The sequence below is a fragment of the Flavobacterium sp. IMCC34852 genome, assembly GCF_030643905.1.
GTDB classification, from domain to species: Bacteria; Bacteroidota; Bacteroidia; order Flavobacteriales; family Flavobacteriaceae; genus Flavobacterium; species Flavobacterium rivulicola.
Map to the genome: position 1 here is coordinate 607,038 of NZ_CP121446.1, position 20,099 is coordinate 627,136.

At 36.6% G+C, this 20,099-nt stretch carries 18 protein-coding genes; 7 read left to right on the top strand and 11 right to left on the bottom strand.

The window, feature by feature from the left end:
• Positions 1-22: 22 nt before the first annotated feature.
• The gene (locus P7V56_RS02730) at positions 23-1,279 is read left to right on the top strand and encodes a murein hydrolase activator EnvC family protein (protein WP_171221205.1); all 1,257 of its coding nucleotides are present in this window, start codon (positions 23-25) and stop codon (positions 1,277-1,279) included.
• A 54-nt stretch (positions 1,280-1,333) separates the two neighbouring features.
• Here P7V56_RS02730 and P7V56_RS02735 read toward each other — a convergent pair whose 3' ends face one another.
• Genes P7V56_RS02735 through P7V56_RS02750 form a run of 4 tightly spaced genes read right to left on the bottom strand, consistent with a single transcriptional unit; the run spans position 1,334 to position 6,981 of the window.
• Positions 1,334-3,493, bottom strand: a complete 2,160-nt coding sequence (locus P7V56_RS02735; RefSeq protein WP_171221204.1) for a DUF3858 domain-containing protein — start codon at positions 3,491-3,493, stop codon at positions 1,334-1,336.
• Positions 3,494-3,505: 12 nt separating this feature from the next.
• Entirely contained in the window at positions 3,506-5,419 is a 1,914-nt protein-coding gene (locus P7V56_RS02740) for a transglutaminase-like domain-containing protein (RefSeq protein WP_171221203.1), read from the bottom strand.
• A 49-nt stretch (positions 5,420-5,468) separates the two neighbouring features.
• Positions 5,469-5,978 carry an acyl-CoA thioesterase gene (locus tag P7V56_RS02745; protein ID WP_171221202.1) on the bottom strand — a complete coding sequence of 170 codons (510 nt, stop codon included), beginning with the start codon at positions 5,976-5,978 and terminating at the stop codon, positions 5,469-5,471.
• A gap of 58 nt (positions 5,979-6,036) precedes the next feature.
• Positions 6,037-6,981 carry an HU domain-containing protein gene (locus tag P7V56_RS02750; protein ID WP_171221201.1) on the bottom strand — a complete coding sequence of 315 codons (945 nt, stop codon included), beginning with the start codon at positions 6,979-6,981 and terminating at the stop codon, positions 6,037-6,039.
• 101 nt (positions 6,982-7,082) lie between these two features.
• Here P7V56_RS02750 and dprA point away from each other — a divergent pair, with 101 nt between their 5' ends.
• Complete coding sequence (gene dprA / locus P7V56_RS02755) at positions 7,083-8,195, top strand: DNA-processing protein DprA (protein WP_171221200.1); 1,113 nt, start codon at positions 7,083-7,085, stop codon at positions 8,193-8,195.
• 9 nt (positions 8,196-8,204) lie between these two features.
• The gene (locus P7V56_RS02760) at positions 8,205-9,620 is read left to right on the top strand and encodes a hypothetical protein (protein WP_171221199.1); all 1,416 of its coding nucleotides are present in this window, start codon (positions 8,205-8,207) and stop codon (positions 9,618-9,620) included.
• Position 9,621: 1 nt separating this feature from the next.
• Here P7V56_RS02760 and trpS read toward each other — a convergent pair whose 3' ends face one another.
• Positions 9,622-10,599, bottom strand: a complete 978-nt coding sequence (gene trpS / locus P7V56_RS02765) for a tryptophan--tRNA ligase (protein ID WP_171221198.1) — start codon at positions 10,597-10,599, stop codon at positions 9,622-9,624.
• 73 nt (positions 10,600-10,672) lie between these two features.
• Here trpS and P7V56_RS02770 point away from each other — a divergent pair, with 73 nt between their 5' ends.
• The gene (locus P7V56_RS02770; protein ID WP_171221197.1) at positions 10,673-11,422 is read left to right on the top strand and encodes a lysophospholipid acyltransferase family protein; all 750 of its coding nucleotides are present in this window, start codon (positions 10,673-10,675) and stop codon (positions 11,420-11,422) included.
• Between the two features lie 95 nt (positions 11,423-11,517).
• Here P7V56_RS02770 and P7V56_RS02775 read toward each other — a convergent pair whose 3' ends face one another.
• From P7V56_RS02775 to recA, 4 genes are all read right to left on the bottom strand, one after another.
• Positions 11,518-13,092, bottom strand: coding sequence for a hypothetical protein (locus tag P7V56_RS02775; protein ID WP_171221196.1), 1,575 nt, complete (start codon positions 13,090-13,092; stop codon positions 11,518-11,520).
• Positions 13,089-13,640 carry an RNA polymerase sigma factor gene (locus P7V56_RS02780; RefSeq protein ID WP_171221195.1) on the bottom strand — a complete coding sequence of 184 codons (552 nt, stop codon included), beginning with the start codon at positions 13,638-13,640 and terminating at the stop codon, positions 13,089-13,091. Before P7V56_RS02780 ends, P7V56_RS02775 begins: the two co-directional genes overlap by 4 nt.
• Positions 13,641-13,664: 24 nt before the next feature.
• On the bottom strand, positions 13,665-14,072 hold the full coding sequence (locus P7V56_RS02785) for a hypothetical protein (RefSeq protein ID WP_171221194.1): 408 nt from the start codon (positions 14,070-14,072) through the stop codon (positions 13,665-13,667).
• Positions 14,073-14,169: 97 nt separating this feature from the next.
• The gene (gene recA / locus P7V56_RS02790) at positions 14,170-15,174 is read right to left on the bottom strand and encodes a recombinase RecA (RefSeq protein ID WP_171221193.1); all 1,005 of its coding nucleotides are present in this window, start codon (positions 15,172-15,174) and stop codon (positions 14,170-14,172) included.
• A gap of 237 nt (positions 15,175-15,411) precedes the next feature.
• On the opposite strand from recA, the gene P7V56_RS02795 reads away from it, so the two are divergent.
• The 3 genes from P7V56_RS02795 to P7V56_RS02805 are packed head-to-tail and all read left to right on the top strand — an operon-like array spanning position 15,412 to position 17,836.
• Positions 15,412-16,146, top strand: coding sequence for a lysophospholipid acyltransferase family protein (locus P7V56_RS02795; protein ID WP_171221192.1), 735 nt, complete (start codon positions 15,412-15,414; stop codon positions 16,144-16,146).
• 3 nt (positions 16,147-16,149) lie between these two features.
• The gene (locus P7V56_RS02800; RefSeq protein WP_171221191.1) at positions 16,150-17,139 is read left to right on the top strand and encodes an acyl-ACP desaturase; all 990 of its coding nucleotides are present in this window, start codon (positions 16,150-16,152) and stop codon (positions 17,137-17,139) included.
• A gap of 52 nt (positions 17,140-17,191) precedes the next feature.
• Positions 17,192-17,836, top strand: coding sequence for an HD domain-containing protein (locus P7V56_RS02805; RefSeq protein WP_171221190.1), 645 nt, complete (start codon positions 17,192-17,194; stop codon positions 17,834-17,836).
• Positions 17,837-17,884: 48 nt separating this feature from the next.
• Here P7V56_RS02805 and P7V56_RS02810 read toward each other — a convergent pair whose 3' ends face one another.
• Positions 17,885-18,667 (bottom strand): enoyl-CoA hydratase/isomerase family protein, encoded by a 783-nt coding sequence (locus tag P7V56_RS02810; RefSeq protein ID WP_171221189.1) that lies wholly within the window; start codon positions 18,665-18,667, stop codon positions 17,885-17,887.
• Positions 18,668-18,679: 12 nt separating this feature from the next.
• Complete coding sequence (locus P7V56_RS02815) at positions 18,680-20,092, bottom strand: sensor histidine kinase (protein WP_171221586.1); 1,413 nt, start codon at positions 20,090-20,092, stop codon at positions 18,680-18,682.
• Positions 20,093-20,099: the final 7 nt, after the last annotated feature.

A 20,099-nucleotide genomic window follows, 5' to 3' on the forward strand; every position in this document is an offset into this window, starting at 1 on the left:
ACGAGCCAAAATTTACTTTACTATGCCAAGATTCCTTTTCTGCTTATTATTCTTTTGTTTAGCTATGCCAATGTGGAGCCAGCCGCCCACACAGGAAGAACTCGAACAAAGAAAAGCCAAAATCCAACTCGAAATTCAGGAGAAAGAAAAGTTGTTGCAATCGGTTAAGAGTAAAGAAAAATCAGTGGTTGGTCAGTTGTTGATTCAAAAAGAGAAAATCGGACTCAAAGAAAAACTCATCCGCACCACCGAAAAACAAACCAAGTTGTTGAGCAATGATATTTATATCAACCAACTCAAAATAAACCAGCTCAACCGCGACTTAGAACAACTGCGCAAAGACTACGCAGAGATGATTTTAAAGTCGTATAAGAGCCGTTCGGAACAAAGCAGAGCCATGTTCTTATTGTCGTCTCAAAACTTCCTTCAGGCTTATAAAAGAGCGCAGTATATGAAACAATATGCAAGCTATCGCAAAATGCAAGGCGAAGAGATTAAAGGCAAAACCAAACAGCTCGAAGATTACAATGTAAAAATTGGCGCTCAAAAATCGGAAAAAGAAAAGCTGATAGCCGAGAACGAAAAGGAAAAGCAGGAATTGGTCAAAGAAAAGCAAGAGCAAGAAAAGATTGCCAATCAAATCAAAAAAGAGAAAGGTAAAATCACGGCAGAAATCAAAAAGAAACAAGCCGAAACTAAAAAGATAGATGCCCAAATTAAGAAGATGATTCGCGATGCGATTGTGGCAGCCAATAAAAAAACCGCTGCTGCCAATGTCAAAGCCAATCCGAAAATTACAGCCGCCGAGAAAAAAGCGATTGAGTCTTCCACTAATATCGTTTTAACCCCGGAAGGGAAATTAGTTTCTGATAATTTTAAAGCCAACAAAGGGCGATTGCCTTGGCCCGTGGAAAAAGGCGTTGTGAGTTTGGGTTATGGTAATCAACCACATCCGGTTTTTAAAACCATCGAAGTTCACAATAGCGGTATTGAAATTTCAACAGAAAGCGGCGCTTCGGCCAGAGCGGTATTCTCGGGAGAAGTAATTCAAATCCAACAAGTCACACCACTTAAAAAAGCCGTTTTGGTAAGACATGGTGATTTCTTTACGCTTTATCAAAATTTAAGCACGGTAAATGTTAAACCCGGAGATAAAGTTTCGGCCAAAGAAGTACTCGGAAAGATAAGAACCGATGCCGATGGACGCACCATTCTTAAGTTTGTGATTTCTCAAAACAGCACTTATTTTAATCCGACCACTTGGTTATCTTCAAGATAAAAAAAACCGACTTAATTTACTAAGTCGGTTTTTTGTTTAGAATGATATTCAGCATTAGTTTTTCTTTAATAAAATCTTTTCCTGAGTAAATTGATATGCCGCATCTAAGAAAGCAATCATCTTGCTCCAATTGGCATTGGTCTCATAGTAGTTTTTATAGTACTTAAAAGTTTTGATGACCAATTGATTTCCTTTTACTTCAGCTGTAGCCGTAAATCCTCCGGTTTCATTTTCTACTTTCTTGTTTAGTTTTTCCAATCCGGAAACGCTGTAACCGGCCGGAATTTCCAAAATAATTTCATTCTCAAAAGAACGCGGATAAACCATGTAAATATTGTTTTTTCGGTCTTTCTCTTTTTGGTCAATTTCAATTTGGGAAGTCAACATTTTGCCAATTTCTATCAAATATTTATCGCCCGCTTTTTTGATTAAATTATTTTTAACCGTAAAAGTTTCTTCGGTTTCCAAAGCCGATTTTTTGCCGTAACGACCGGTGCTTTTGATTTCAAACTTGTAATCGTCAACGTCAAACTCATATTCTTCTTCGGTCGATTTTTCGAAGGCTTCCTTTTGGTTGTCCTTCATTTTGTTGACCAAAGCGTTCAACTCATTAGTGTATTGCTCTTTTTTCTTTTTGTTTTTAACGTATTCCAAAAGCTGGGTTGTGCCGTACTTTTTGTAATCTTCATACACATAATCATAGAAATTGAACTTGTCTTTTTGTTCGTTTTCTTTCAAATGACCCAAATAAAAAGATTCTCTTTTTACAGCAAAACCGGTAAAGTTATCCAACGTTAAGGTCGTTTTGGTTTTATAGCTGTTTTCCTGATAAGTACTTGAAGGAAGCATAACTGTTGAGGCATCGGTTACTTTTTTCCCTTTAGAAACTTCCAACACATAAGCTTTAGAATTTTCTACAGTATAATCAATTTGATCAGCGCTGGTGTAAGGCGAAAAATATTGTAAATACACCGGATTTTTGGTATTCACTCGGATCAATTTGGTCACATTGCCTTGAATTAACAAATCATCTATAGAACCATTATATCTTGGCGTTGCTACGATAATGTCATAATCAATTTCGTTCTTTTTAAGGAAATACATGAAGTAATTGATAAACGATTCTTCACTACTAAAGAATATCGGATTGTAGCCGTAATATTCAAACGGATAAAAAAGTTTGGCTTCATTAACAACAAAGGCTTCCAAATATCGGGTATAATATTCGTGTCGACAGAAATAATATACTTCGCGAATCTTTTCTTCGTCACTGGTAAATGTTTTCCCTTTCAAGAAATCCTTGATAGGGTCTAAATTTCCGTTAGGGACAAACTTTTTGTTGTAATAGTCGTAAATGTCTTGTTTGGCGACGGTTTTCTTGATTTCTTTTTCACTTTCAGATAAAAAACCATCTGCTAATTTTTCAAACTTCCCCGAGCGGGCAAAAATCACCTGAAACTTGTAACAAGGCATTTCTGCCAAAGGATAAAACCAACGCGGGAATTCATTTTTCTCGATGTTTTTCTCGGCCAATTCATAACTTCTTTCACCACTGTTTTTGGTTGGTATTTGCTTCAATTCCGGTGCTCCGTTATAAGTGTTGAAGTTGACAAAGAAGTCGTTTTCGGTTTCCAGCGTAATCTTTAAATCCATCGTTGGATAAACATCGCCTAAAGGTGTTTCAACCGCTTCAAAACTGTAATCATAAACGGATTTGAAAGGTTCAATGCTGTAAAAATAAAAATCGATAATGTCACCAACTTCCAAATTGGAAATGGCTAATTTTTGTTCACCGTTAACTTCCTTTGATTCTTTTTCAGCATCGATTTCAATTTCTTTTCCATCGGGTTTAACCACTTTTACACCAATAAAATTGGTTCCTCTGCGCCAAAATCCGCTACCGTAAGCTTTGTTGGAATAGAATTTGGTTTTATAAGAAAACTGCGAAAACTCAGTTACTGCTGCTTGGTCTTGAAGCTTAATTCTTTTTCGAATGGCCGAAGTGTAAGTAACATTGGCACCAAACTTATGGTAATTGTAATGCTCTCTTTTGTGAATGATAACCGCCGATTCATTTTTCCACTTATCGGGAACTGTATTGGCTTTTTTGAATTCATCTTTGGCGCCCCAAAAAAATTCTTTCACTTCTTTTTTATCTTGTGCTACTATCGAAGTGGTAACTAATAGCAAAAGCAATAACAGTTTGGCTCTCATTTGACTTTGGTTTTATTTGGATAAGGTAATTTGTTGGTTGTAATTTTCGATTAGTTTTTTGTTGAAATCATTCCATTTTTCAATTTCATTGGCCTTGATGCAGCCGTTTTTGAAGAGGAATGTTTTTTTATAAACGATTTCCTTTCCGGTGTTTTCAAAACTAATGTTGATGTCAAAATTGGGCTCTTTAATTACAAGATTAGAAGGAATTTTGGTCACTTTATAACCGTCGGGAATTTTTAAAGTTATGAGCGAATTGAAGTTGGTTTTGTAATCCATCTCATAATCCACTTTTCGGTCTTTTAATTCGAAGTTTTTATATTCATTCATAAAGTCTAAATCGACATAAATTTCATCGTCAAAAGAGGAAACTTTATTCGAAATGGTAATGCCGTAGTCGAGCGTCAACGGAATATCGCGGTCTTTAAAGTCACTGGTTTTTACCTCTTTTACTTGGATGCTTTTGTTTTGACGTGATAAAAATCCGTCTAGGCGTTCTTTCTTTTTATTGGTTTCAAAGCTGTTGTAAATGTTTAAAAATTGGGTTTTGCTTTCGCCGAAAAAACTTTTGTTACAAGTGCCGATCATGGTTTCATTTTCAATGCTGAGCGTAGCTTTGAAGAGCTCTTTATTAGCCTCTGCCGTTCCGCCCGGTACTTTTTCAATAATACATTTTTCGCCGTCTTCAATCATGACTTCTTTGTTTTGAATGCGCTCGGCATAGTCACCTAAAGAATTGAATTTTTCTGTACCATCAAGATAAATCTTTTTCCCTTTGTGAAATAAAGTGCAAATCATGTGGTTATCTACTGCCAAAGAAGGCGTTCGGTAATCATAAGCAATATGTTTGGTTCCGATCCATGTCAGTCGCGCATCAAAACCGGCTAGTTTCAGCATTTGTTTGATTAAATTGGCCATGCCTTTACAATCGCCATATCTTTTGGTGAACACATTGTTGGATTCATCGGGTTTGAAACCGGCAATCCCATCTTCAAAGGCAATGTATCGAATGTTATCTTGAACCCAATAATAGATATTTTTGATTTTTTCTTCATCGGATTTGGCATTGGCGGTCAGTTCGGCTACTTTGTCTTTGAGCACGTTGGTGTCGTCTTTCATCATTAAAATCAATGAGCGATACCATTTGTATAAGTCGTTATAATCTCTGAACAAAGGCGTTTTAACACCGTCTTTGGTAAATGATTTGGCCAAAATTAAAATGTGCGGATAGAGGTAACTTCTACCCGGTGTTTCTTCTTCTTTATAAATGGCCGGAACCTCGTCAAAGGTGTAAGTAACGTGAGTAATATTGCCTTCTTGGGTAGATGTTTTGGTGATTTTATGTCCTTCAAAATTGAATTCTCTTAATTCAACTTCAAGCCAATTCGGAATATCAAAGGCTATTTTTTTCTTTAAAATAGGGTATTCATCATTGAAGTACAAGGCCGTAAAATATTTTACGTCATCGTATTTTTTCTCCATTTCGTATTTGTAATTGTACCCTTGAACCGGGAAATCAACAGCGATATACTTTACTTTGGCATCGTTATAGAACAAATCATTGTCTTTGTAAAATTCATCAGTTACGCTAAACTGTGCCGGCTTATCATTTCGGTATTTCAAGCTAAAAGTTTGAATGCTCGATTCACTGTCATAAAACTCATATTTGTGAATATCTGCACGATGGTTGATGTTCATTAAGTTCTCTCGTGCCGTATGATTGACAATGACTTTCCCGTCCTTTTTGTTCAAATCAAAACTGACAAAATCACTACTTTCCAGGATAGCAATATCGTCTTTAGCATATTTTTCTCTTAATTGTTTTGCTTTACTAATGTCTTCAGGTGTTGGATCAATCCCTTTTTGCGCCACAACAGTATTCACAAAAAGGCATAAAAAACCCAACCAAAGTTGAGAGGTTTTCATTGTACGGAATTTTTCGAAATATACTGCTTTTTTGAATAAAAAACGACCGTTAAACAAATAAAGCTTTTAGTTCTGTGGCGTCGTGAGGATTCATTTTTCCGGCCAAGACCAAGCTCAATTGTTTTCTGCGAAGAGCTGCATCAAATCTAGATTTTTCCAACTCTGTTTCCGGCTCAATTTGCGGTACGGGCACCGGATGTCCCATTTCATCAACGGCAACAAAGGTATAAATGGCCTCGTTAGCCTTTGTTCTGTTTCCAGATTCTCTGTCTTCAATCCAAACATCAATAAAAATCTCCATGGATGAATTAAACGCTCTGGATACTTTGGCCTCAACAGTAACAACACTTCCTAGAGGAATCGCACGATTAAATGCCACGTGATTTACCGAAGCCGTTACCACAATTCTTCGAGAATGTCTGCGGGCTGCTATACTAGCGGCTCTGTCCATACGAGCCAATAATTCACCGCCAAAAAGATTATTCAAAGGATTGGTTTCGCTAGGCAACACTAAATCGGTTAAAACCGTTAAGGAATCGGAAGGATGTTTAGGTGTCATGTTTTTTTTTGCAAAGGTAATTACTGAAAACAAAAAATCCCGATTTCTCGGGACTTTTTTATAACTCTTCTATCAGCAACCAAGCGTCTTTATTGTCTAATTTTTTGATGTCTTTCATAGTGTCCTGCGCATCGGTATAGGAGGAAAAACTTCCGTAAAGCACCGGGAACATGCCGTGTTTGTTGGCAGGCAGTCTTTTGGCTTTAAAACCTAATTTCAGTAAAGATTGGTAAGCATTCTCTGCATTGCTTTCGATTCTGAAAACACCGGCTACTACATGGTAGGGCATTTTTTGATTCGGTACGGTCAAGGTCACACTAGGTAACGGATTTTCAATAAAGAAAGTCGCTTCTTGTATTTTTTGATTGATTTTTTTCTGAACGTTCGATTGTACCAATAAAGTTTCTCGCTCGATTTGGGTCAAATAATTGTCATATAATTTGTAACCTAAAGCGCCGGTTAAACCTAAAGAAAGGGTAAAAACAGCTGCAAACTTTAAGGCTTTGTAGCTTTTTCTCTTTTCCGGAGTAAAGGCAATAGGTGCTTTTTCTTCTAAGGTTTCAATGACTTGTTTGTACTCTTCGCGTTTTACTGCCGGAGAAACAAACGAACTCAAACCAAAAGATTCTTTAAGGTAGTTGACTTGATCAGCCGGAATAAACACTAAATTTTTTTCAGCATTCAAGGTGAATTCGCCTATATTTTTTACCGAAAAACGACCCAATTCCTGAATTTTGTTTTTCCATTCAGACACTTCATTTTGAATAACGTTCACCGCTATTTCATAGGCTATTTTTTCGGTTTGTGCCAAATGGTTGGCCAATAAACCGTCATTGTTTTTGATAAATGGATTGAACGAAATCATTTTTTTTGGCGGATAAAACGAATGAGCGCTTTCATCCAATTGCGCCGACTGGTATTCGGTCAAAAAAGCACCAAATCCGGGAACAGTAACGCACTGATAACGATATAATAATTGGGAAATGTAAGGTTCAATCTTCATGTCAACAAATTTAGAGAAACAATAGTACTATCAAAAAATTATTCACAAATTTTATTAACAATCCAAAAGAAAAATATTTAGTTTTGTAGTAATTTATTGATATGAATACAATCGAACTTTTTCACCTTTTGGCTCTTTTACGCGTTGATGGCGTAGGTGATATTGTGGCCAAAAAACTGATAAATCACTGTGGTTCAGCAGAAAATGTTTTTAAGGCCAAACTAAAAGAGTTAAAAGCAATTGACGGCGTTGGAGAGGTTTTAATTAAAAACCTAAAAGACAAAACTGTTTTTGAGAAAGCCGAACAAGAATTGACATACCTCCAAAACGAAAATACTAAAGTTTTGTATTTTCAAGATAACGATTATCCGGACCGTTTAAAACATTGCGTTGACGGACCGGTTTTGCTTTTTGCTTCCGGGAATTTTGATTTTCAAAACCGCAAAATGATTAGCATTGTCGGAACAAGACAAATTACGGCTTACGGGACAGAATTTTGCAAAAAACTCATAGAAGATTTAGCCATTTTTAACCCGGTAGTTGTTAGTGGTTTTGCTTATGGTGTAGATATAGTAGCGCATCAAGCAGCAATGGAGTACGATTTGCAAACCATAGGTGTTTTGGCACATGGGTTGACCCAAATTTACCCCAAAACCCATAAAAAACACGTCGCAAAAATGGAACAAAACGGCGGATTTCTAACAGAGTTTTGGAGCCATTCCAATCCCGATAAAGAAAATTTTGTCAAACGAAATCGAATCGTAGCCGGTATGAGTGAAGCTACAATTGTGATTGAAAGTGCCGAAAAAGGAGGTTCGCTAATCACAGCCAATATGGCCAATGATTATAACCGAGATGTATTTGCGGTTCCCGGAAGAACTACCGATAAATACAGTCAGGGATGCAATGATTTAATCAAAACCCAGCGTGCCAATTTGATTACGTCAGCGGCCGATTTGGTTTACGGTTTGAACTGGGAAATTCATCCGCCGACACAAAAAGACCATAAAGTGATTCAAAAACAACTTTTTGTGTCTTTGGATTTTGAGGAACAAAAAATTTATGATTACTTGCAGCAAAATGGAAAACAGTTGCTTGACATTGTGGCTCTCGATTGCGATTTTCCTATTTTTAAACTTTCTTCAATTCTCCTGACCATGGAATTAAAAGGAATTATAAGACCTTTGCCCGGAAAATTGTTTGAAGCAATTTAAAAAACAACTATGAATATTATTCAAATAGCTACACTATTGTCTGTTGATGTAACCCAATTTGGGTCATTGACTAAAGCAGATTTTACCGAAATGGAAAGCAGATTGGAACAAGAAAAACTAAACCATTCCAATTTGACGGACCACTCCATTGCTCAGTTTTTTAAAGCTTTGAAAAAGCATGCTCAACCATTTCAGGCGGTGATGAATAACCGTGCGTTGTTTAACTTTTTTGCCCAAAAAAATTATTCCAAAAAACAGTTTCCAACCGCAGTTGAGGTGCAAGATACCACTGCGATTAAAGCTTTTATTCAAACATTTTTGATTGAAGAGCTCAATCCGTTTGTTTTGGATAAAATTCAGGCCAATGAGTTTCAGGAGATAGCATTATTGGTTGAAGCGCATGAGTTCTTGCCGGATGAAATGGCAAATCTAATTTACTTTTTTGCCAAAGAAAAACTCGATTTAGCCAATCGGACTTTAAAGCCACCATTTGGCGATTTTTCGAAAATACTTTACGTCAAAGATGCCCATTTCTTTATCTTCCTGAATGGTTTAAAAAACGAAGAGTTGGAAGAAAAAATCAAACTATTTTTTACCACGGTAATGAATATGTATATGGCAGATAAGACTTCTGAATTGGCAAAGCAGACTTTTACCGCAATGAAAAATTATGATGCGCTTGACGATCAGCTTTCAAAAAACATAGGAACCTTAAAAGAAAGTGCCGAGATCAATTACAAACCTTTTGCGGTTAACCGAAAGAAATATTATTGGATTTATGCCGTAGTAGGATTGTTTATATTGATAAGAGTTTCTCTTTTTATCAGCGATATTTCTGAAATGAATAATCAGTATGACGATTACGAGAATTATGATGATTATGAAACCGAATCTGAGCCTAGAAAGTTAGACCGTTATTATACTGACATGAAGTTTAAAATTGACAGTTTTCGCACTTTTTTAGTCGATTATAATCAAGATCAAATCAAGCGATTGACCAAAATCAGTGATATTAAAACCGGGCAAAACCCTTTTGAAACCTTCTACGAAAACCAGCCCACAGGCGAAAGCGGTAACAACATCAGAATACAAAACAGTAGCGATTATGACATGTTGTTATTAGAAAACGCGGTATTATATGACAGCATCAAAATTCCACGAACCGCTCATTACATAAAAGCAGGTGATTTTCTTTATGTTAACTTCAATAGCGAAGAAGCCAAGACCATTTTTAATGTTTATTTGGGAAAAAAATTGGCTACTTTCCAAACGGAAAGCAACCATTTATTTGTTAGAGGCGGTTCGGTTGTAGAATACCGTTTCAGTGAATTGGCTCCAAGGGCCAAAGCCATTTTAGCAGAAGATCATATTTTTGAAAACGATGTCAAACTAAACTACAAAAACGGCGGTTTGATAGAGGACTAAGTTATTCAAATCCCAGTTTGGTTCTTACTTTTTGCAAAACACCATCCGCAATTTTCCCGGCTTTAGTGGCGCCTAATTTGAGTAAAGCATCTACTTCAGCTTGATTATTCATGTAGTAGTTATATTTTTCTCTTTCGGTTTTGAATCGTTCACAGATCAATTCAAACAAAGCTTGTTTGGCATGGCCGTAACCAAAGTCACGATTGGCATTGGCATACTTTACTTTCATTTCGGCAATTTGCGCCGCATTGGCTACCAATTTATAAAGGGCAAATATTTTACAAGTATCCGGATTCTTTGGGTCTTCCAATGGCGTACTATCGGTTTCGATGCTCATGATTTGTTTGCGCAACGCTTTATCTTCGAGGAATATATTGATGAGATTGCCTCGAGATTTACTCATTTTATGACCATCTGTTCCCGGAACATACATGGTTTCTTCTTGAACTTTGCCTTCCGGAAGAACAAAAGTTTCTCCCATTTGATGGTTAAAGCGAGCCGCTACGTCGCGGGTAATTTCAATATGCTGCATTTGGTCTTTCCCTACCGGAACAAATTCGGCATCATACAACAAAATATCGGCTGCCATCAACATCGGATAGGAAAACAAACCGGCATTTACATCTTCCAATCGGTCGGCTTTATCTTTAAAAGAATGCGCTAAGGTTAACCTTTGGAACGGGAAAAAGCAACTCAAGTACCAAGACAATTCAGCCGTTTGCGGCACATCGCTTTGACGGTAAAAAATCACTTTATTCACATCCAATCCGCAAGCTAGCCATACAGCTGCTGTGCTGTAAGTGTTTTGGCGAAGTTCATCACCATTTTTAATTTGGGTCACCGAATGTAAATCGGCAATAAAAAGAAACGATTCGTTGCTTGGGTTTTCTGACAACTCAATAGCAGGTAATATAGCGCCTAAAAGGTTTCCCAAATGTGGCGTTCCTGTACTTTGAATTCCGGTTAATATTTTTGACATCTTTAATTTTTTTCTAATCGCAAAGTTAAACCTTTGTATTAAAAATTGCATACCTTTCATTACATTTGACCACATGAGAGCATTGAAAATTGTTTTTTGGACGCTTTACCGCATTTGGTTTTACATTTTGATGGCCATTCCCATCATCGTCATGTTTCCGTTTTTGTTTGTTTCTATTCTTTCGGAAAAATGGTATGCGTATTTTTTTGTGATGGCCAGAATTTGGGCTAAATTTATTCTTTTCGGGATGGGTTTTCGGGTCAAAGTAACCTTTGAAGAAGAACCGCAGCAAGGTAAAAGTTATATGTTTGTAGCCAATCATACTTCGATGACCGATATCATGTTGATGCTTTCTATAGTTAAAAATCCCTTTGTATTTGTGGGGAAAAAAGAATTGGCTAAGATTCCGTTATTTGGGTTTTTCTATAAAAGAACTTGTATTTTGGTGGATCGAAGCAGTTCTAAAAGTAGAATGGCGGTTTTTGGGCGTGCCCAAAAAAGATTAAATCAAGGCGTAAGTATTTGCATTTTTCCTGAAGGCGGCGTTCCCGAGGAGAGTGTGGTTTTGGATGAATTTAAGGATGGCGCTTTCCGCTTGGCCATTGAACACGAAATTCCCATTGTTCCTATGACTTTTTATGATAATAAAAGACTTTTTTCTTATACCTTTTTCAGCGGAAGTCCCGGATTGATGAGGGCAAAAGTGCATCGTTTTTTTGACACCAAAAATCAAACGGCAGATTATAAAAAAGCATTAAAAAGCAATGTCAGGGCTTTACTTTTAAAAGATTTAGAAGAAGATTTAGAAGAAGATTTAAAATAAAAAAGAGTTCCTCCCGAAGCTTCGGGATCGGAACTCTTTTTAGTTATTACTCGAAAGCAATAACACCACTTAACTAATTTTTAAACAATCACAAACTAGAATTTATAACTTATTCCGCTGTAAATGCCAAACACGTAAGGTTTGAAATTTCCGTCATCTGCGCGGAAGGTATTTAATTGGTATTTGAAGGTTGGCTCTACATTAAGTTCAAAAGACTTCATAAAGCCATATTTGATTCCCAAACCGATATTGGTACTAAAATGAACCGAATTCAAATTATTGGCTCTACCCAAAACAGTTGTTCGGTTGTTGGAAACAATGGAGATGGAATTGTCTTGTAGAAATAAAGTACTGAAACCACTGATAATTTTTAAACCAAAACGTTTCTCAACAATGGCATAAGACATTTCCAACGGCATTTCTAAAAAGCCCATTTCTTGGTGAATGTATCCTTCATTTTTGTGAACAATAGCTTCCTCAAATGCCAAAAGATCATTTTCAGAAGGCATAAGAGCTGCCGGAGAATTGGAAGGAACTGCACTTTCCACTTGCAAAGTATAACCGGCACCGGTTGGACTTAAGCCCGACAAATATCGCGTTTGCATAGTGGCATAATAAAATACATTATTGGTGTTGTAATTCATGTTTAATTTGTTCAAACCTGTTCTTATAGTCAATTTTGAATTGACGGCGTAGCTTACGCCAAGACCAAAACCAACACTTGTATTATAGGTTTTGGAATTGTTCACAAGAGTTGAATCAATGGGTGAACCATTTGAAATTGAACCTAAAAAAATAGGAGCAACATTTGAGGTAAGTTGCCACCTATTTTGTTTAGATTCTTGTTTAGATTTTTTTTCTTTTTCAGCCAGCAATTCTTCCAAAGGATTATTCTCTTGATTTTTGTTATTGGTTGTGTCATTAACCTTACTTTCAACTTCTTTGTCAGCGATTATAGTATTATTATCACCTTTTAGCGCTTCAAGATTGATTTCTTTTGTAACTGCAATTGTATTGGTTTCCTTTGATTTAGAATCATTATTGTCAGTTTGAGCAATTCCATTTTTAGCAATGGTTTGGCTGGAAGTCTCTTTGCTCACCGTAACCGGCGTTTCATGTTTTACAAAAATGTTCTCTGCAACTGAAGACTTGCTTTTTTCTGAAGCTATTTTGTTTTTAGAAGCGCTATTTTTAGCTGATTTTCCTTGAGCTACAGTCGTTTTTGAATGGTTTACGATAGGCGATGAATAGATGTTTCTATCCAATTTTCGTTGTTTTGAATTGGTAGTCGGAGCCTCATCAGTGTTATCTGTTTTTAAAACGTGATTGCTTTGACTTTCTTGAGTAGTTACCCCTTCGGTAGTGTTTTCCATTTTGCTTGGAATACCTTTTTCCAAATCGCTATTCCCACGATTTTGTTTAGAATTCTCTTGATTGACTACTGAATTTGTTTGGGGAACATCATTGTTAAAAAAGTTTTGGGTCAGTAGTATTCCTATGAGGATTGCCACCGCCACGCCGGAAAGTTTCCACCAAAACGGAATTACTCTTTTGCGTTTTTTATCGGCTAGCTTTGCTTCAATATTGCCCCAAAGATCATCAGCAGGGCTGACTTCATAATCTTTGAACTTTTCTTGAAAAAGTCTGTCTATGTTCTTTTTATCATTCATTTTGCAGAAGGAAGCTTTTTGGCTTCTTCGTTTTTGTGTTGTTCTATTTTTTCTTTTAAAATCATTCTGGCTCGTGCCAAGTTTGATTTTGAGGTACCGATATTGATGGTCAGCATTTCAGCGATATCAGCATGGGAATATCCATCGATTACATAAAGGTTGAAAACCAATCGGTATCTGTCGGGCAATTCTTGAATGATTTTTAACAAATAATCCATAGAAATATAATCGTCCTCAACTTCAACCTCAAAATCCTCGGTTACATCTTCATTCACTAAACTCAAAAAAGTTTGGCTTCGGTATTGCTGTAACACGTTATTAATCATTATTCGCTTTAGCCAACCCTCAAAAGAACCTTTGAACGAAAACTGTTCAATTTTATTAAAAATCAGTAAAAACCCGTCTTGCAAATTGTCTTGAGCCTCAGTATAATTGCGCGAATACTTTAAGCATACAGCAAACAGTTTTGGCGAATACATTCTATATAACTGTTCTTGTGCTTTTCTATCATTGTTTTTGCAATCATTTATGAGTTGATTTAAATCCAATTTTCAAAAATTGATTGTTGTGTTCTATTCGAGTACCGGTATTTCGTATTCTAAATAAATATCGTTTCCTTGTTCGTCTTTTCCTTGCCAAAACTTAAAAACATAGGAGCCATTACTGGTTACTTGGAAATCGAAAGAGCAAGTTGAAACATCATTTGGGGTTGCTGTACAGTCATTTCTTTCTTCTTTGGCGGTTTCAACCGCTATGGTTCTTTCGTTAAGGTATTTGTGGTAGGAAATTGCATTATAATAATGACAAGTAGTAGGCCTATTGTAGTGCAGTGTAATAGTATAGACTCCTCCTAATGTAAATTCACTCGGGATATCAACACTTACTATCGGTCTTAACTCATAACTATAATTAGGACCATCCTCCGGCGAACAAGAATTGAATAAAAAAAATGAGACTAAAAGAAAAAGTATTCTTTTCATAATAAAGTTAATTTTTGGGTAAGATGAATGTACTTTAAAAAGGTTGCGTTAAATTAATAAAAAAACGCCTCGGTTTTTTATCGAGACGTTTTTTGTTTTAGGCATTATTTTCTTTAATGACTTCTTTGATTTTTTGTTCTAATTCATCGGCTAATTCCGGATTGTCTTTGATTAAAACTTTGACAGCATCTCGACCTTGTCCGAGTTTGGTATCACCATAACTAAACCAAGAGCCGGCTTTTTTAATGATTTCAAATTCAACGGCCAAGTCTAATATTTCACCGGTTTTAGAAACGCCTTCTCCGTACATGATATCAAATTCTGCCGTTTTGAAAGGTGGTGCTACTTTGTTTTTAACCACTTTGACTTTGGTTCTGTTTCCGATTACGTTTTCACCATCTTTAATTTGTGACGAACGACGAATATCCAAACGAACGGAAGCATAAAATTTCAAAGCATTTCCACCGGTAGTGGTTTCCGGATTTCCGAACATTACTCCGATTTTCTCTCTCAACTGGTTGATAAAGAAAACCGTACAGTTGGTTTTGCTGATGGTTCCGGTTAATTTTCTCAAAGCTTGTGACATCAAACGCGCGTGTAATCCCATTTTAGAATCACCCATTTCGCCTTCAATTTCACTTTTCGGAGTTAGTGCGGCAACCGAGTCAACTACCACAATGTCTATAGCTCCGGAGCGAATTAAATTTTCTGCAATTTCTAAGGCTTGTTCTCCGTTATCGGGTTGGGAAATGATTAAGTTTTCAATGTCAACCCCTAACTTTTCTGCATAATGTCTGTCAAAAGCATGTTCTGCATCTATAAATGCCGCAATACCTCCGGCTTTTTGGGCTTCGGCAATGGCGTGTAAGGTCAGGGTTGTTTTACCCGAAGATTCCGGACCGTATATTTCAATGACTCTTCCTTTCGGATAGCCGTTTACTCCTAAGGCTAAATCCAATCCCAATGAACCGGAAGGAATAACTTCAACTTCTTCAACCGCTTTATCGCCCATTTTCATCACGGTTCCTTTACCGTAGGCTTTGTCTAATTTATCAAGGGTTAGTTGTAACGCTTTTAATTTGGCTTCTTTTTCTGAACTCATTTTTTAAAAATTTAGTGGCATAAAAATAACGCTTTTTTTAATGTTATAAGATTCAACAAGGAGGAGTTTTGAACAAATTATGCTTCTTGTGATGCTCTGTTTTCAAAGGTAGAAAAGTTTGATACTTAACAAGTACACTAAAAGTGTCTATTTTCTGAAAATTATATAATGTTTTTGATTCTGAAGTGTGCTTCATGCTTTGATTTTTACTTACTTTTGTCTACAATTTTTTACCGTATGGAAAAACTTATATCGTACCCGATTTCAGTGATTTACTATTTGTGTTTCGGATTGACACTGGTCATTTTTCACCCTATTCAGTGGGTTTGTTTCAATGTTTTCGGCTATCAAGCGCACAAGAAAAGCGTAGACTATTTGAATTTTTTCTTAACCAAATGCACCAATATTTTAGGAACTACTTATACTTTTGAAAACAAAGAAATCATTCCGAAAGGCGTTCCGATTATTTTTGTAGCCAATCACCAAAGTTTGTTTGATATTATCGGAATCATTTGGTATCTGAGAAGATTTCATGCCAAGTTTGTCAGCAAAAAAGAATTAGGTAAAGGGATTCCGAGTGTTTCTTATAATTTAAGAAATGGTGGATCTATTTTGATTGACAGAAAAGATCCGAAACAAGCTATTCCTGTCATCAAAGGCTTATCTGAATATATTGAAAAACACAAAAGATCAGCTGTTATTTTTCCGGAAGGAACACGAAGTAAAAACGGAAAGCCAAAAGAGTTTGCTCAAAGTGGGTTAAAAATCTTATGTAAATACGCTCCGTCTGCTTATGTTGTGCCCATTACCATTAATAATTCATGGAAAATGGTTAAATTTGGTGCTTTCCCAATGGGTTTAGGGAATAGTTTGCAATTTATCATTCATGAACCCATGGCCGTCAAAGATTTTTCATTTGAAGAATTAATGCAAAAAACAGAACAAACAATAATACAATCTATAAAAAATTAAACAATGCCTCAAAAAAATGTAAGACTGGAAGTGATGCAATTTCTGGAAAAAGATGTCGATAAGTTTGTCGATGATTTCTTAATTCCGGTCGAAAAAATATGGCAACCGTCAGACCTTCTTCCCAATTCAGAAAGTGAACATTTCTTTGATGAATTAAAAGAATTAAGAGAAATAGCTAAAGATTTACCGTATGATTTTTGGGTAGTTTTGGTAGGAGATACCATTACCGAAGAAGCATTGCCAACCTATGAAGCGTGGTTGATGGATGTTGAAGGCGTTGACAATGTAGAAAGAAACGGTTGGTCAAAATGGGTTCGCCAATGGACCGGTGAAGAAAACCGTCACGGTGATTTGTTGAATAAATACTTGTACTTATCCGGAAGAGTAAACATGCGAGAAGTGGAAATGACAACACATCACTTAATCAATGATGGTTTTGACATAGGAACCGGCAGAGATCCTTATAAGAACTTTGTTTACACCAGTTTCCAGGAATTGGCAACTTATATTTCGCACAATCGCGTTTCGCAAATTGCCAAACAATACGGCGACAAAAAATTATCCAAGTTGTGCAAAATGATTGCCGGAGACGAAATGCGTCACCACCATGCTTATTCGGAATTTGTAAACCAAATTTTCAAAGTAGACCCTAGTGAAATGATGCTGGCTTTTCAATACATGATGAAACAAAAAATCACCATGCCGGCCGTTTTCTTGAGAGAATCAGGAGAAAAAATAAGTACTGCTTTTGAAGAATTTTCTAATTCGGCTCAAAAAATCGGGGTCTACACAGCAGCAGATTATGTGGATATCTTGAGAAAATTAACCGAAAAATGGGAGATAGACAAGATTACTAATCTAACAGCCGAAGCGGAAAAAGCAAGAGATTATTTGATGAAATTGCCCGACCGCATGGCCAAGATTTCAGAAAGATTAGTGTTGCCGGATGAAACCAAAATTTTCAAATGGGTTGAACCCGCTTTATCCCGATAAATAAAATATAATCCTTTCCGAAAAGAAAGGATTTTTTTAACTCCAAAAACAAATGTCTGTAATTGATAAAACCATCCTTTTTGTAAAGCAACAACTTGAAAATGCTGAAGGTGGCCATGACTGGTTTCACATTGAACGCGTTTATAAAAATGCTTTACGGATTGCCCAAGAAGAGGCTTGTGATTTGACTGTAGTTAAACTGGGCGCGTTACTCCACGATATTGCCGATAGTAAATTCCATGATGGAGATGAAACTGTTGGTCCGAAAACCGCTCGTACTTTTTTAGAATCCGAAAAGGTTGATGAAGCAACGATTGTTCATGTGATAAATATTATCGAAAATATTTCGTTTAAAGGCGGAAACTTCGAAAAGAAATTTTGTTCTATTGAACTCGAAATAGTTCAAGATGCTGATAGATTGGATGCGATTGGTGCAATAGGTATTGCCAGATGTTTTAATTATGGAGGATTCAAAAACCGTGCACTTTACAATCCGGCGATTCAACCCAAACTGAACATGACCAAAGAAGAATACAAGAATTCAGACTCACCAACGTTGAATCATTTCTATGAAAAGTTATTGTTGTTGAAAGACAAAATGAATACGCCAACCGGCAAAAAATTAGCGGAAGCCCGACACCAATATATGGAAAGCTTCCTGTCGCAGTTTTATGCCGAATGGGAAGGAGAAAAGTAGTGGTCAGTGGTCAGTTTTTAGTAAGCAGTAAAAAACCGAACACTAAAATTATTTTCCGGTAAATGAAGCCTTTCTCTTTTCTAAAAATGCTGTGGTGCCTTCTTTAAAATCTTCGGTGCCAAAGCATTTACCAAAATTTCTGATTTCTACATCATAACCGTCAACATCGTGTTTGTAATTGGCATTAATCGCTTTGATTGCTTTGCCGATAGCATTCGGTGAATTACGCATTATTTTGCCGGCAATGCCTTTGGTGAATTCTAATAATTCGGCTTGAGGGACAACGTGATTGACTAAACCATATGATTTTCCTGTTTCTGCATCAATCATTCCAGCAGTCATAATCATTTCCATAGCGCGTCCTTTTCCAACCAATTGAGGCAAACGTTGCGTTCCGCCATAACCGGGAATTACGCCTAATGATACTTCAGGCAATCCCATTTTGGCATTGTCGGAAGCCACTCTGAAATGACAAGCCATCGCCAATTCCAATCCGCCACCAAGCGCAAAACCATTGACGGCTGCAATGACAGGCGTTTTCAATTTTTCTACAAAGTCAAACAATAATTCTTGTCCTTGAGCGGCCAATTGCGCACCTTCTTCAATAGAGAAATTAGCAAATTCCGAAATATCAGCACCGGCCACAAAAGCTTTTTCGCCTTCACCGGTAATGATAATCACTCTTACTTCTGAATTGTTTTCCAAGTCCTCAAAAGCATCATGCAATTCTTGAATAGTAGCTTTGTTCAAAGCATTTAATTTTGAAGGACGGTTGATAGTAATTTGTCCGATGCCGTTGTCTGTGGCAACGATTATGTTTTCAAAGTTCATAGGTTGTGTATTTTATTTAACAATAGGAAGCGACACCATAAAAGTTGAGCCTTTTTCCGGTTCGGTTTCAAAAGTAATAGTTCCTTTGTAATTTTCGATGATGTTTTTGATAATTCCCAATCCCAATCCCATACCGCTTGTTTTGGTGGTGAATTTAGGTTCAAAAATATGTTCTGTGTTATCGGCATCAATACCGATTCCATTGTCTTTAACCGAAATGATTACGTTGTCTTCTTCTTCATTAACAGAAACCAAAATAGCTTTTTCTGCTTGCTCTTCCGGTATGGCCTGAATGGCATTTTTGACCAAATTAGTGATAATACGGATAAGTTGGGTTCTATCCATTACAGTAATAATTTCTTCGGAATTGCTTTCGAAGGCAATAAAATCTTCATTAAAAATATCTAATGAAAATTCTACCACTTCTACCACATTCAAGGTCTCATTTTGCTGCGCCGGCATAGAAGCAAAGTTAGAAAATGCCGAAGCCACAGCACTCATGGTATCAATCTGCTGAATCAGTGTTTTGGAATAGTCATTCAGTTTTTGTTTTAACTCCGGGTCATTCGGGTCAAATTTTCGCTGGAAACTTTGTACCGTCAAACGCATTGGCGTCAACGGGTTTTTGATTTCGTGTGCCACTTGTTTCGCCATTTCACGCCAAGCCTGTTCACGTTCACTTTGGGCCAACATGCTGGCACTTTCTTCTAATTTGTCTACCATTTGATTATAAGCATTAATCAAAGAGTTGATTTCCTTGCTGTTGGCTTCAATGACGATTTTCTCGTTCTTTTGGTTCAAACTCGTTTCGTTGATTTTATCTGAGATGGTTTTCAGCGATTTGGTAATGTAACTCGCCAAGAAATAAGCCAAAGCAAACGCAATGACTAACATAAAGGAATACACCTGACTCAATCGCAATAAAAATTCGCGCAATTCGGTTTCATAAAACCCATCGTCTTCTACATAAGGAATATTCAAAATACCGAGTGGTTTGAATTTATCGTCTTTGATTTGACTATAAGAAGAACGGTTTTTTACACCGTCAATGTTCTTGATATCCACATATCTTTTGTCGACAGAAGACTGAACGAGTTTGAGAATGTAATTCGGAATAGGCGGTGCTACTTTGTCAACGGAAAAAGAAGATTTGGAAGATTTAACCAATTTTCCTTCGAGTGAATAAATATTGATTTCCAAATTGTGAATATCCGAAAGCTCGTGAATTTTGTCTTTAAAAATCAACTTCAAATTTTCGGGCGTCAACGGATAAGTTGTAGTGGAAAGGACATAATTGATATGTTCTTTGATGGCAAACTCTTTTCGGTCTAAACGCTCTTGATGGTAATCTTTGGCTTCATTCTTAAATTGAATAATCGAAATAGAAGCCATCAAAATCGAGGCAATCAATATCAATATAATCATCGACAGG